At 68.4% G+C, this 13,090-nt stretch carries 13 protein-coding genes; 7 read left to right on the top strand and 6 right to left on the bottom strand.

Translation table 11 applies throughout. From position 1 onward, the window contains the following. Positions 1-4 precede the first annotated feature (4 nt). Positions 5-730 carry a class E sortase gene (locus EV648_RS15965; RefSeq protein ID WP_241995232.1) on the top strand — a complete coding sequence of 242 codons (726 nt, stop codon included), beginning with the start codon at positions 5-7 and terminating at the stop codon, positions 728-730. A 27-nt stretch (positions 731-757) separates the two neighbouring features. On the opposite strand, the gene EV648_RS15960 is transcribed toward EV648_RS15965, so the two are convergent. Together EV648_RS15960 and EV648_RS15955 are read right to left on the bottom strand one after the other, a co-directional pair. Further along, entirely contained in the window at positions 758-1,180 is a 423-nt protein-coding gene (locus EV648_RS15960; RefSeq protein ID WP_132291345.1) for a hypothetical protein, read from the bottom strand. 106 nt (positions 1,181-1,286) lie between these two features. Beyond that, positions 1,287-2,024 carry a cyclopropane-fatty-acyl-phospholipid synthase family protein gene (locus EV648_RS15955; RefSeq protein ID WP_241995229.1) on the bottom strand — a complete coding sequence of 246 codons (738 nt, stop codon included), beginning with the start codon at positions 2,022-2,024 and terminating at the stop codon, positions 1,287-1,289. A gap of 396 nt (positions 2,025-2,420) precedes the next feature. Here EV648_RS15955 and EV648_RS45210 point away from each other — a divergent pair, with 396 nt between their 5' ends. From EV648_RS45210 to EV648_RS15935, 4 genes are all read left to right on the top strand, one after another. After that, entirely contained in the window at positions 2,421-2,552 is a 132-nt protein-coding gene (locus EV648_RS45210) for a hypothetical protein (RefSeq protein ID WP_132292324.1), read from the top strand. A 93-nt stretch (positions 2,553-2,645) separates the two neighbouring features. Next, positions 2,646-3,194 (top strand): NUDIX hydrolase, encoded by a 549-nt coding sequence (locus tag EV648_RS45205; RefSeq protein ID WP_132292322.1) that lies wholly within the window; start codon positions 2,646-2,648, stop codon positions 3,192-3,194. 91 nt (positions 3,195-3,285) lie between these two features. Then, positions 3,286-4,080, top strand: a complete 795-nt coding sequence (locus EV648_RS15940; protein WP_132291339.1) for a class I SAM-dependent methyltransferase — start codon at positions 3,286-3,288, stop codon at positions 4,078-4,080. A 189-nt stretch (positions 4,081-4,269) separates the two neighbouring features. Further along, a complete protein-coding gene (locus EV648_RS15935; RefSeq protein WP_132291336.1) occupies positions 4,270-5,997 on the top strand; it encodes an HNH endonuclease signature motif containing protein in 1,728 nt (575 codons plus the stop codon). A gap of 732 nt (positions 5,998-6,729) precedes the next feature. On the opposite strand, the gene EV648_RS15930 is transcribed toward EV648_RS15935, so the two are convergent. The 3 genes from EV648_RS15930 to EV648_RS15920 form a co-directional block, all read right to left on the bottom strand. Further along, positions 6,730-7,134 carry a PPOX class F420-dependent oxidoreductase gene (locus EV648_RS15930; RefSeq protein WP_241995225.1) on the bottom strand — a complete coding sequence of 135 codons (405 nt, stop codon included), beginning with the start codon at positions 7,132-7,134 and terminating at the stop codon, positions 6,730-6,732. Between the two features lie 579 nt (positions 7,135-7,713). Next, positions 7,714-8,217, bottom strand: coding sequence for a DUF2199 domain-containing protein (locus EV648_RS15925; protein ID WP_132291333.1), 504 nt, complete (start codon positions 8,215-8,217; stop codon positions 7,714-7,716). Positions 8,218-8,492: 275 nt separating this feature from the next. Further along, a complete protein-coding gene (locus EV648_RS15920; RefSeq protein WP_132291330.1) occupies positions 8,493-9,260 on the bottom strand; it encodes an SDR family NAD(P)-dependent oxidoreductase in 768 nt (255 codons plus the stop codon). Positions 9,261-9,457: 197 nt separating this feature from the next. On the opposite strand from EV648_RS15920, the gene EV648_RS15915 reads away from it, so the two are divergent. Further along, positions 9,458-10,723: a neutral zinc metallopeptidase gene (locus tag EV648_RS15915; protein WP_241995223.1), complete on the top strand. Its 1,266-nt coding sequence runs from the start codon at positions 9,458-9,460 to the stop codon at positions 10,721-10,723. A 26-nt stretch (positions 10,724-10,749) separates the two neighbouring features. Continuing rightward, on the top strand, positions 10,750-12,054 hold the full coding sequence (locus EV648_RS15910) for a neutral zinc metallopeptidase (protein WP_132291327.1): 1,305 nt from the start codon (positions 10,750-10,752) through the stop codon (positions 12,052-12,054). Positions 12,055-12,131: 77 nt separating this feature from the next. Here the strand turns inward: EV648_RS15910 and EV648_RS15905 are convergent, their stop codons facing one another. Next, on the bottom strand, positions 12,132-12,584 hold the full coding sequence (locus EV648_RS15905) for a GNAT family N-acetyltransferase (protein ID WP_132291324.1): 453 nt from the start codon (positions 12,582-12,584) through the stop codon (positions 12,132-12,134). Positions 12,585-13,090 lie beyond the last annotated feature (506 nt).

Here is a 13,090-nt window from a genome sequence, read left to right as displayed (position 1 = left end):
CAGCATGGTGGGGCGGTTGGCGGTCGCGGTACTGCTGACGGCTGCCCTGGTGGGCTGCTCGGACGTCGCCGACACGATCGCCGAGACGCCTTCGACGGCACCGCCGACCACACCCACCAAGCCGACCTTGGACCCGAAGCCGACGGAGCCTGAGCGTTCGGTGCCCGAGAAGACCGTGCGCCCGCAGCCGAAGCCGACGGCCCAGCGGACGATGACGACGACCGCGATGAGCATCGGGATCCCGGCGATCGGGGTACGCGAGCTGCGGGTAGTGGCATACACCGGTACTGCGGACGATCGCCCCGGCACGGTGATCCAGAACCGCGGGGCCGCCGCCAGCCCGCGCGGATCGGCCGGCGGGGTCGGTCCGGGCGAAACCGGCAACTTCATCCTCACCGCGCACCGGACCACGCACGGGCGACCGTTCGGGCGGGTGCCGGAGCTGCAGAACGGCGACCACATCCTGGTGACCGCGGACGGGATGATCTACGACTACGTGGTCATCAAGACGATGAAGATCTCGTTCCGCAAACCTGAGGAGAAGGCCCAGCAGAACGCGGCCGTCCCCGGTCGGCCGGGGGAGAAGCCGACCCGCGCCATGATCACCCTCTCCACCTGCGCGACCCCGGAGGACCACGCGGAGGGCAACTACTGGAGCGACGCCCTCGGCAACCCCGAGCACCGCATCAACAAGATCGGCACCCTGGTTGCCACCCGCCCGGCCGCCTGACCACCGGCACCGCAGTACGAGCGGTTGTCAGCTGCGGCCGAACTTCCACCACTTGGGTTTGTTGTCCTTGATCTCTTCCTCGGTCAGCGGCGGCGGTACCGGCGGCTTCGACTCCTCGGTGAGGAAGTTGCCCGACTCTGTGTCGTACGGCGTGACGCCCAGCCGGCTGCTGATCTCCATCACCACCGGGATCGAGCGGGCCCCGTCGTTGATGTAGAAGGTGATGTCCCGGACCTCGACATCCTTGCCGATCGTCATCTCGACGTCGTACTCGTCGCTCTTCAGCAGCAGCCAGGACCGCTTGCTCGCGTCCACGCCCGGCACCACCTCGCGAACGGCCTCGACCACCGCCTCCGCAGTACCGAGGGACGGCGGCTCGTAGCCGTCCGGAATGTCCTCGAGGCGGCGTACGCCTCCTGGCCCTCGCATCGCGTAGATAGCCCAGCTCATACGGACAGCATTGCTCAGGACTGGTGAATCGCGCACACCCGGGCTCGCGGGGCGGGACCGGTCAGGCTGGCCGGCGGGACGGGTCAGCCTCGCCGGGCGGGATCGGTCAGCCGGGTTTGCGGGCCGTGACCAGGGCGAACGTCAGGTATTCGCCCTGGTCCGCCGCCAGCATCTCGAGGCTCGGATCGGGGCTGCCGTTGCGCTCGGAACTCACCTGCGCCCAGGTCAGCCAGTCGCGCCAGCCGGACTCCTGCAGCCGCGCGGACGTGACCTCGACGAGCTCCGTGATCTCCCAGTGGAACCTCCACCAGTCGGCCGTGTGCCAGGCGATCGCCTCCCAGCCGACCAGCTTCTTGATGTGCGCGGGGATCTCGCCGAGCTCGCGGACCTCCTGGGTCAGCGCGGGCGTGGCGATGCCGAACTGCCCGCCCGGCTTGAGGAATCCGGTGATGTAGGCGAGGTAGTTGTCCGCAGTACCGAAGTACTCGTAGGCGTCGATGCAGACGATCGCGTCGAAGAACTCCCTGGCGAACGGCAACGCGTGCGCCTCCGCCTTGATCGCGGTGACGTCGATGCTCTGGCTCGCGAAGTTCGCGGCCGCGTCGGTCGGGTCGATCCAGAGGTCAGCGGCCCAGACCTGTACGCCGAACTCCTTCGCCAGGAATACGGAAGTGGCACCCTTGCCGGAACCGAGGTCGAGCACCTTCATCCCCGGCCGCAGGTCGAGATCCCGGGCGAGATCCTCGAGCAACCACAACGGATTCGGTCCCATGTCACAGTCGAGCAACCAGTCCGCGTCGTACTTCGACGCCAACGGATACTCATCCCGCCCCAGCTCAGCCACCCCGCCACCCAACCGCCCCTGGCACGGAACCCGCAAGCTAATTAGACGTGCCGGTACGCCGTACGGGCGCGTGGGCGGTCCGCCGTACCGGCGCGCGGTGGGTCGACAAGGGGTGTGGGGTGGGGCAGAGTTTCGTGGCATGCGGGTGAGGCCGATGGACGGGGACGGGCTGCGGCAGGTCGAACAATGGCTGGCGGCGGACCTGGTCGGCGGCGCGATCTTCGGGGGGTTCTACGGCCACGCGGTCGCCCGCTGGACACCGTTGCTCCAGGCACCGAGTCGGCACGGCTGGCTCACCTCTGACGACGAAGGCCCGGTCGGTTTCATCGACCTCGAGATCCTCGACGGCGAAGCCGAGGTCACGTACTACCTAAGCCCCGCCGTCGCCGCCAAGGCCTGGGCCGAACCACCATCGCCCAGGTCGTCACGCTGGCGACGGACAAGGGCGCCCGCCAGATCCACGCCGCCGTCGAACCCACGAACACCGCCAGCTCGCCGTCCTCCGCACAGCCGGCTTCACCGAACTGAGCGAGAACGGTTTTCGGCGAACTCGAGTTCCGCCTGGACCTGAATGCCTGACTACGCCGGCGTCATAGCCTTCCGCGACGACCAGATCGGGCCCTGGTCCGCGAACGCTACGAGCATTGGAACACCGGGTACTGGAACCTCCCCTCCGTCGCCCTCGAACCCGGCGAATCCCCCGAAGTCGCAGCCATCCGCGAACTCCACGAAGAAGCCGGCCTCATCGTCACCGCCGACCAGTTGACCTTGATCGCCAAAGTCCACCTCATCAGCCAGGACCACGGGCACCACAGCACAGCCTGGAACTACCGCGCCGACATCCCCACCGGTGACTTCCACATCGCCGACCCCTCCATCCAAGAGGCCCGCTGGTTCCCCGTCCCCGACGCGATCGCCCAGCTCGCCACCCTCCCGTTCCACCCCTTGCAACCCCGGCCTCGCTCCAGCCCCGCTGAAACAGGTTGGTGGCGGTCGGGGGACCGAAGTACCGGGCACGTGGTGAGGACCCGATCGAACAGGCCGGCCGCTGGGCCGCGAGTCCAGAACGGAGCCCGGATCGAGCGGCGGAAGCCGCCAGCGACTGGTAGAGGACGAGCTCCGGCAGCGCCGCGTGCCTACGTCATCTTGTCGGTGGACCGTGATCCGTAAGGAACACGATGCGGTTGCTAGGCATGAGTGCGCAGGGTAGCGGCTGGGGAAATGGGATGTCAGAGGTTTTCAGGGACGGTTTGATGGACGAATGGTTGAACTGGATGCGGCGATCAGATCGTTCTATCGGGACCGGTATATCGAGGAGGACCGGCTGAGTCGATCGGGCCACGGGCAGCTGGAGTTCCTACGGACGCAAGAGCTGTTGCGCCGACTCCTACCGGTGCCTCCGGCAACGATCCTGGATGTGGGCGGAGCGACGGGCGTCCATGCGCGGTGGTTGGCCGCGGACGGGTATTCGGTGACCTTGGTCGATCCACTGGTGGAGCATGTCGAGAAGGCAGCGGCGGTGGGCACGTTCGCGGCTGTCGTGGGGGATGCGCGGCAGTTGGACCAGGAGGACGACAGCGTCGACGTGACATTGCTCCTCGGGCCGCTGTATCACCTGGTCGAGGCGGCGGATCGCGCCCGGGCTCTGTCCGAGGCTGCCCGGGTGACGCGACCCGGTGGGGTGGTGGTTGCCGCAGGCATCAGCCGGTATGCCGGGCTGCTCGAGTACGGCAACAACGGCCGGCTCGCCGAGGAGAACCTTCACCTGTTCACGGACGCCCTGGCGACGGGCCGGAACTACGACGACCCCGAGGGATTCACGAACGCACACTTCCACCATGCGGAGGAACTGCGCTCGGAATTCGAGAACTCTGGGCTCACCGACATCGCAGTACTGGGCGTCGAAGGTCCAGCAGCCCCCACCCTCGACAACGCCACCCTCGCAGAAGTTCCCCGCCTACTCCCGTCCGCGATCCTCTTGGCTCGCCTCCTGGAGACCGACCCCCTGATGATGTCCGCCAGCCTCCACTTCCTAGCCTTCGGCCGCGTCCCCTAACGAGTACGGCGCTCCGCCCGGCGACCGCACTCCGAGGATCCTGCTCGCGGGTCCACAGGTGGCGTCGGGTTGTGGACAACTCGTCTGTATCCGGAGTGTCGGCACAATTCCGGCCAATCTTCGGAATCCCTTGTAAATAAGGGCCTTCCAGACCGGACAGTGTCGGAGCTGGTGTCTAGGGTCTGGGGTATGGAGTTCTTGGGTGAGTGGCCGGTGTGGTCGATGAGTGACAGCGAGCAGCTGTCGGCTCTCGACGCGCTGCAGGCTGAGATCTCCCGGTTGCAGACCTACCGTCTGCAGGTTCTGGCCGTCTACGACGCGTCCGGTCACGCCGCGACCCTCGGCGCCGGCGACACCGCCCGCCTGCTGGCGTTTCGGCACCGTCTCGACCCGGGCGTGATCAAGCGTGACCTGGCCCTGGCCAAGGCGCTGCGCAAGTACCCCGCCGTCGCCAACGCCCTGCCAGCCACCGGCGTCGGGGATCCGGCAGACGCCAACGACGACGAGCCGGCCAGCGACCCGGGTGGTGAGCCGGGCGGGGAGGCCGGAGCCGATGCAGTGGTGTTGTCTCCGGCGCAGGCCGCGGCGATCGTGGCCGAACTGGAGAACGTGCCCAAGACCGTCGCGGTCGAGGACCTGGCCGTGGCCGAACAACAGCTAGTCGCCCTGGGCCGCCATTTCTGTCCGTCGGAACTGCGCAAGGCGGCCCGCCGGGTCCGCGACCTGCTGGACGCCGACGGGCCGGCACCCGAAGAGGACAAGGCCTATGCCCGGGAAGAGTTGCGGCTGCGGCCCGCGGACCGGGGCGTGAAGTTCAGTGGCTACCTGGCCAACGAGAACGCCGAACTGTTCCAGGCGCTGATCCTGTCCGGTTCGAAGCCCCGCAAGACCGTCACCGGTGAGTTGGACCCGCGCTCACCGGACAAGCGCCGCGCCGACGCCCTCACCGACGTCCTCAACGTCGCCTCCAACGCCATCACCACCGCCACCCCGGCAGATCCAGCCGATCCGGCCGACCCGGCCGGAGCAACCCTGGACGATGCCGAGACCACCGGATCACCCAGCGGCAACGGCACGCCAGCGGCGGCCGGCAGCGCCACCCAGACTCGTGCCGCCGCGAGTGGCGCCGCGGCGGAGGCCGGGCACGGCCCGAAAGCACACATCACGATCACCATCGACCTCAAAGACCTCACCGACGCCGGAGCCCACGCGGTCGGCACCCTGGTGCACGGCGAGGGACTGTCCGCGGGCGCGATCCGCCGCCTGGCGTGCGAGGCCCAGATCATCCCGATCGTGCTCGGCGCCAACTCCGAACCCCTCGACGTCGCCATGGCCCAACGCTTCGTCAACCGCGCCATCCGCCGCGCCCTGAACGCCCGCGACAAAGGCTGCGTCGTGTGCAAAGCCCCACCCATCTTCTGCGACGCCCACCACCTGATCTCCTGGATCGACAACGGCCCCACCGCCCTGACCAACCTGGTCCTGCTCTGCCGCCGCCACCACATCGACACCCACCACGGCCACTGGACCATCACCCTCCACCACGGCGCCGTCACCGTCGCCCGACCCGCCTGGGCCGAACCCGGCCCCACCCGAACCCGCTACCGCACACCCACCACCAGTCACCGCGACCGCGGACGGCCGGACAGCCCTGCCCGGAACCGCACCCACGACCCGGCACGCACCACCACCGAGAACAACCCCGCCGCCGAGAGCAACCTTGCCGCACAGTTCGACCCCTGGGCAGATCCCGACCCGCCCGACCCAGCCTCCGGCAAACACACCCGTTCACCCGACGACCCGTCCCCAGGTCAGCGGGCGCTGCACCACGCCAACAACCCGCCACCGGCCACCACCGACCGGGACTGGCACCACGCGAGCCATCCGGCACAGACGTTCACCGGTGACCGGCACTAGCGCCGCACCGATGACCCAACGCGGGCCAACACTGCCGACGCTGACGCACGGCTAGATCCGTGGGCCGACCACAGCATCCCCACAGATAAGCCGGAACAGCCCGCCGTCGAGACATCGAACCGCGGTTCAACCCATGGGACGACCGCGACCGGCCTTCCGCAGGCACAGCCAACGCCCAACGTCTCGCGGGCGCGGCCAACGCGGGAACGGTCAACGACAGACGTGTCGCGAGCACGGCCAACGCGGACACGGTCAACAACCCACGTGCGACGTGGACGGTCAATGACCCACCTGTCGCGGCGACGGTCAACGACCCAGGTGCCGCGGGCACGGCGAACGCGGGCACGGTCAACGACCGACGTGTCGCGGGCACGGCCCACCCGGGCACGCTCAACGACCCAGGTGCCGCGGGCACGGCCAACGCGGGCACGGTCAGCGACCCAGGTGCCGCGGGGACGGTCAACGACAGCAGTCGGCTCGGCACTCACCGCGTCGACGACGCTCCCGGGGTCGCCACCCTCAGCAGAGCCTTGGCGGCAACCAGCCACCAAGCGGACCACAGGCCACCGGGCAGAACCATCATGTGCCCCACCGGGCTGACCGCACGCAGACGGACAACCGTCCTGAACGGACGTCGGCGGAGTAGCCCCCCGGCCGTGCGCGGCGAGGCGGAGGCCGGGAGCGCGGCAGCCGCCGACGGCGCTTCTTGCTCAGCGCCCCGTGGATCTGGGTTTAGACGTGGAGGACGACCTTGTGTGGGGTTATGCGTACTACGGTGCGGACCACTTCGGGAGGCAGCGCGGCGTACTCGGCTCCGGCGCCTTCGCCGGCGTAGACCTCCGCCAGTTGTTGCGCCACCGCTCGGCCGACATCCTCCGTGACGGTGGCTGTGCCGCGGATCTCGACGTACTCGTCGGGGTTGTCCTTGGCAATCACCAGGAGGCTGGCGCGCGGGTCGTTCCGCAGGTTGGTGTCTTTGCGCCGCCCGGCCTGTGTCGAGATCACCACCTCGTCGCCCTTGCGGCCGACCCACACCACGGAGGTCTGCGGACTCCCATCGGCGTTCACCGTCGCCAGTATCGCCGGATTCGCGCCATCCACCAGCCGCCGCGCGTCCTCACCCAAGCTCACCGTCACCCGCGCGATGCTACGGCCCGCCCGGCCCACCCCTCCACCGGGCGCTGCGAGACAGGGTAGTCCGGGCGCGCATCGCCACTGTGCGTACTGCGCCACGTTCCATCGGGCGCTGTGCCAGACCTGGGAGGGCGGTTGCGGCTGCGCGCCCTGCGGTTGTGCTGGGTGTGCGGAAGGCACCGAACGCGCGCCAGGGAGCGCCGTCGCCGGGCACGGTAGCCGCAGAACGGGATCGTCCGGCCCGCCGCCGAGATCGGCCTCATACTGCCAGGTCCGGGCGGTCGAGGAGTTGTCCGAGGATGCCCAGCAGGAGGTTGACCGACAGCTCCACCGGCAGCTTGTGGGTTCTTGATGACCGGAGCGCAGCGGTGCCGCTGGACTGCCGTGCGGCCGTCGACCGGGGAGCACTGCACGACGCGGTACTCCGACAGGTGCCCGTGGATCGTCAGCCTGACGGGGCGGCGTCTCCGGGCAGCACGGCCTGCCGATGTCGGAGGTCAGGCCAGAGTCCAACTCCCGGAGTCCCAGCCGCCAAGCCAGCTCCGACTAGAGAGAAGAGGTAGGCGGCCTGCTTGCGCGGCTTCAGTTGTTGGGGTGTAGCGCGCGTTCGGCGATCTCTTGGACCCGGGCGAGGGTGATGCCGTTGCGTTGTTCGACGGCGAGGGGGTGGTCGGTCGGCTCTAGTTCGATGAAGGGCCGTACGCCGACGGGGCGGCTGTGCAGGTTCGTCGCCAGGTTGAGCGTGCTCGGGTCGTAGTCGAGGGCAGAGGACAACCAGCCGAAGTACGGGTCGTCGTGCTCGCGGCCCTCGGTCTGCCAGCGGTCCGAGATGTGGGCGAAGCTCTTCTCGCTCAGCGACACCCAGACGCCCCACACGAAGCTCTCCTTGCTGTCGAGGACCGGGATCTCGATCAGCCCGCGGACGAAGAAGTGCTCCCGATTGATCACGCACTGGTCCGAGGTCAGCTCGCAGTCCGGCGAGTCGGCCATCTCCGGGCTCCAGTAGACCGGGGCCTCGAGATGGAACGCCATCGGCAGTTCCGCATGCAGCTCACCACAACAAGAACACCTGAACCCCAGTTCCATGCGCGAACCCTAGAGCACCCAGTCCGCGGGGACGATGTCGGCGAGGATCTCGAAGGCTGTCTACAAGCGGGCCGCCAGGACGGGGTCGATCGAGCCCGTGAACCGGAAGACGACGCCGTCGCCGGGGTTGTCGGCAAGGTGGTCGACGATCAGGCGAGCCGAGGGCCCCCCAATAACCGAGCCCTCTCAACAACCGAGCCCTCTCCAATGACCCGGGCCGCCCTCAGTAGCCGAGTCCCCTCCAACGACCCGAGCGCCACCAGTACCCGAGCCGCTCAATAGACCGAGTAGCCGCCGTCGATCAGCAGGATGGTGCCGGTCATGAAGGAGGTGGCGGGCGAGGCGAGGTAGACGACCGAAGGCGCTATCTCCTCAGGCGTGGCATACCGCTGCAAGGGAGCGTCGAGGATCCAGTTCTGGCGGAACTCCGGCCGATCGACCGGGGCCATCTCGGTCTTCACATAGCCGGGGGCGATCGCATTCACCCGAATCCCATGCGGCGCCCACTCGGCCGCAAGACTTCTGGTCAGGTGGTGGACCGCCGCCTTGGACGCGTTGTACGACGCCTGCCACTGGGGGCGGTTCACGATCTGCGCGGACATGCTGCCGACGTTCACGATCGCCCCGCCGCCGGCCGCGATCATGCCGGGCGCGACCGCAGTACTGGTGTTCCACAACGCGGTGACGTTGAGGTCCATCACCTGCTGCCACTCGTCGTCCGGTACTTCGAGGGCCGGCCGGTGGATCGCGATGCCCGCGTTGTTCACCAGGATGTCGATGCCGCCGAACGCCGAGGTGACCTCGGCAACCATCGCCGTCACCTGGTCCTTCGCGGTGATGTCGGCCTGTACTGCGAGCCCGCGCCGGCCGCGTGCTTCCAGCTCTTCCACGACCTGAGCGTTCAGCGCGGCGTCGCGCGCGGCGATCGCCACGTCGGCGCCGGCCTCCGCGAGCGCCAGGGCGAAGGCGCGGCCGAGTCCGCGGTTGCCGCCGGTCACCAGAGCCCGCCGGCCATTCAGCGCGAAACTGTCCAGCACATTCATTCAGTGCTCCATTCGGTACGGAGAGTAGGCAACCAGCGGACGCAGGTCGCGATCCGATGTCAATAGCTGCAAATCAAGTACATCGAACGACTGTTTGCGGCGTACCATCATCCGGCGGTTCGGACCGGGGGGTCTTGCCGCGATCAGCTGATGGGTGGGGCGGGCCGCAGGCCTGATCTGGGGAAGCAGGGGAATCCATGTCCGACAAGTCTGGGCCCAAGCCCGGGCATTTTCTGCCGGGCGGCGCGAGCGAGACGCCGACCGACGAGACGATCAAGGCCGGTACGCCGAACGACGCCGCCCCGAAGCCCGGGCACTTCCTCCCAGGCGGCGCAGGTCAGGCCTCAGTCACGACAACACCCAAACCCGAGATGGCCAAGCCGCAGGCCGGGCTGACCCCGCTGGCCGCGCCGACTCCTCGCCTCGGCCCGGGAGCGGAAACCCCCACGGGGCCACCGCAGCTTCATGGTTCCCGCCTCGGACCACCCCCGCCGGGGGATCCGGCCGCGGCAGCGTTCAAGGCGCGGTACCAGCCCGACCCCATCCCGTTCCACCCGCGGAAGAGGTCGAAGGGCCTGATCGCCGCGATCGTCGTCGGTGCGCTGCTGGTCGTCGGTTGTGGAGTCGCCGCCGCCGGCAAGGTGCTCTCGTCGTACGACGACTTCGTCGCGAACCCGCTGGGCACGCCGTCACCCAAGCCGATCGGAGTACCGACTGACGCGGAGCCGGACGCCGACCCGGTCTCGGACACCGTGGTCGCGCAGGAGAACAAGCTCTACGCCAACGGCAAGCTGGCACCGGTCAAGTGCCGGGAGCCGCAGTTCCGGCCGACCTCGAAGGAGAACGTCCGCTCCTACTACAAGGCCCTGCTGACCTGCCTGAACACGGCATGGGAGCCGGTCGTCCGCAAAGCCGGCTACGAGTTCAAGGCCCCGCAACTGATCATCTTCGACGACGGCCAGGAGACCGCCTGCGGAGTACAGAAGCAGGTCTCCTCGTACTGCGACGCGAACGGCGGCAGCGTCGCCCTGCCGTGGCAGGATCTGCAGGACGAGTACTCGAAGAACCCGGCGCTGGCCCGGATCGACATGGCGGACGCGCTCAGCTACGTCTACGGGGTGCACGTGGCGAATCTGACCGGCATCTTCGCGGCGTCGCGCAACATGCGGGACGAGGCGCCGGGCGAACTGGCCGCGCAGGAGATCGACCGGCGGCTCGCGCTGCAGGCGACCTGCCTGTCCTCGATCTTCCTGAGCGCGGCGAAGGGCACCTTCCCGGTCCGTGGTGGCCTGCTCAACGCGTGGAAGTGGCGCAGTTCGCACAGTGGCGATGAACTGACCACGGGCTCGGTGCGCGATCATGGTTCCCGCAAGAACGTCCAGTTCTGGATGACCCGGGGTTTCTCGACCATGAACCCCGGTTCTTGCAACACTTTCGTGGCAGCAGCGACCAAGGTCAGCTGATCACCGACCGGGACTGGGGACGTCTGATGGCTGACGAGGAGTCGCAGGGCGCTGGGCCCATGCCTGGCCACTTCCTGCCCGGCGGCGCAGGCGACGCACCGGTGGACACAGCCGGTACTCCGATGCCGCCGCTTCAGACCGCTCGTCAGGAACTCGGCCTCGGCAAGGCACGCCCGGTGCGCAGCACGACGGACCGGTCCCTGAGACGCGGTACTCCGCTGCCGCCCGACCCGTTGGCTGCCGGTGGCTTCGGCGCACCTCCGTCCGCTCCACTGCCCGGTGCCCCGGTCACTCCGTTGAAGGGGACCCGCCAGCTCGGTGGCGCCCGCCCCGTCGGTTGGCACTCCACCTCGACCCGGACCGGAGTACCGCAGTTCACGGCCGCTCCGCCGCCGCTGAAGCCGCCGCGGCGGTTCTCGAAGCCGCTCATAGCGGTCTGCTCGGTGCTCGGCCTGATCGCTCTCGGCGGCGGTGCGGTGGCCAGCTACAAGCTGATCGACAACTTCGACAACACCGTCGAGAACCCGCTGGCCCGTCCGTCGGTCAGGCCGTCGGAGGAGCCGCCGGCGCCCGCGCCGCCGCAGCCCACCGTCACGGTGACCGTTCCAACGGTGCCCGACGCGGTGCGGGTGCAGAAGAACGAGCTCTACACCGCCGGCAAGGTGCCCTCGGTCAAGTGCGCCGAGCCGGCCGTCAGGCCGACCACTCAGGCGAACGTGCTGAAGTACTACCAGGCTCTGCTGCCGTGCCTGAACAAGGCATGGGCGCCCCTGGTCCGCAAGTCCCACTACGAGTTCCGCGCACCCCGGCTGGTGCTCTACAGCAAGTCGTTGCCGTCGGCATGCAGCGGCGAGTCCGACACGGCGTTCTACTGTCCCACCGACGAGACGATCTCGATGCGCTGGCAACAGGATGTCAAGAACTACAAGATCGACAACGAATCCACCCGGGTCGACATGATGGACACGCTCGCGCACGAGTACGGCCATCACGTCCAGCAGCTCACCAACATCCTGATCTCCGCGGATTCGCGGGAGGGCTGGGCGAAGACCCAGGCCGCGAAGCTGGAGGAGAGCCGCCGGGTCGAGCTGCAGGCGAACTGCCTGGGAGCGGCGTTCCTCGGTGCGAACAAGGTCAGCCTCGGCATCAAAGGCAACAAGCTCCGCGCCTGGGAGTACATGACCAAGCACAGCGGCGACGAGTACAACCCGAAGAAGGTCCGCGACCACGGCTCCCGCAAGAACCAGTGGGTCTGGTCCGGCTCCTCCTTCAAGACCACCAACCCCGCCTCCTGCAACACATTCACCGCCCCCAGCGCAAAGGTCAGTTGATGCCCGACCGCTCCCGACGTCCGGGGCAACTCGGGGAAGCGCCGTAGTACTAGGGCGGCATCTGGCGAAGCGGAGTACTAGAGCTTCAGTTTGAAGCCCTCGTGGGAGTTGGTGAAGCCTAGGCGGGTGTAGAAGCGGTGGGCGTCGGTGCGGGTCTTGTCGGAGGTCAGCTGGACCAGGGAGCAGCCGCGGGCGCGGGATTCCTCGATGGACCACTCGATCAGCGTGGTGCCGAGGCCTTCGCCGCGGGCTGAGTCGGCCACCCGGACGGCTTCCACGAGACCGCGGGACGAGCCTTTGCGGGACAGGCCGGGGATGATCGTCAGCTGCAGGGTGCCGACCAGCTCACCGTTGCGCTCGGCAACCACCAGGATCTGGTTCGGGTCCCGGTCGAGCTGCTCGAAGGCGGCCAGGTACGGCGTCAGGTCGGACGGGTCCTCGCGGGTGGCGCCGAGCTGGTCGGCGGCGATCATCGCGACGATCCCGGCGACGTCGGAGGCGGTGGCGCTGCGGATCTGAACATCGGTCATACCGCCCAGGATCTCAACCGCGTTGACCGGTTCAGTCTGCGGGGTCAGCATCGATCGGTGGTGACGCTAATTGCCTTACGCAATCACATTGCGTTGGAAAACAGCGTTTGCGGGCCGGGTCGCCGGGAACGGGTGAAGGGAGACACCCACTGCATCCGCCCGTAGCCGGAGTCGCGGAGCAGGTGCGTGGCGGCGGATGCGGGCCGCTCCAACGGCACCACGGCCCAGAACAACGCGTACGTCGGTCAGACCGGGTGCGCGGGTCAGGGCGGGTACGCCGGTCAGGGTGGCGGTCAGCCGCAGGCGTATGGAGAGCCGGGACGCCGGAGGCGCAGTACCCGGCCCACCAGGGCTCGCCGCAGGCCGGTTCGAACGGCAACTGGTCCGGCGGCGACAACGGCTGGAGCGGTACGCCAGGCAACCAGCCCCCGCGGCACAGCTAGTCCCGCTGCCGCACAGCTAATCCCTCGCGCCGGAAGGGGTCACCTCCGGCACGAGCCCAGGGC

Origin of the sequence: Kribbella sp. VKM Ac-2568 (assembly GCF_004345365.1) — a bacterium.
GTDB classification, from domain to species: domain Bacteria; phylum Actinomycetota; class Actinomycetes; order Propionibacteriales; family Kribbellaceae; genus Kribbella; species Kribbella orskensis.
This window is presented reverse-complemented; position numbering and strand designations above follow the sequence as displayed.

Bases quoted from the DNA above. Each gene is read 5' to 3' on its own strand.
- EV648_RS15965 (WP_241995232.1), top strand. From the start codon at position 5: ATGGTGGGGCGGTTGGCGGTCGCGGTACTGCTGACGGCTGCCCTGGTG.
- EV648_RS15960 (WP_132291345.1), bottom strand. From the start codon at position 1,180: ATGAGCTGGGCTATCTACGCGATGCGAGGGCCAGGAGGCGTACGCCGC.
- EV648_RS15940 (WP_132291339.1), top strand. From the start codon at position 3,286: ATGGTTGAACTGGATGCGGCGATCAGATCGTTCTATCGGGACCGGTAT.
- EV648_RS15935 (WP_132291336.1), top strand. From the start codon at position 4,270: ATGGAGTTCTTGGGTGAGTGGCCGGTGTGGTCGATGAGTGACAGCGAG.
- EV648_RS15925 (WP_132291333.1), bottom strand. From the start codon at position 8,217: ATGGAACTGGGGTTCAGGTGTTCTTGTTGTGGTGAGCTGCATGCGGAA.
- EV648_RS15920 (WP_132291330.1), bottom strand. From the start codon at position 9,260: ATGAATGTGCTGGACAGTTTCGCGCTGAATGGCCGGCGGGCTCTGGTG.
- EV648_RS15915 (WP_241995223.1), top strand. From the start codon at position 9,458: ATGTCCGACAAGTCTGGGCCCAAGCCCGGGCATTTTCTGCCGGGCGGC.
- EV648_RS15910 (WP_132291327.1), top strand. From the start codon at position 10,750: ATGGCTGACGAGGAGTCGCAGGGCGCTGGGCCCATGCCTGGCCACTTC.
- EV648_RS15905 (WP_132291324.1), bottom strand. From the start codon at position 12,584: ATGACCGATGTTCAGATCCGCAGCGCCACCGCCTCCGACGTCGCCGGG.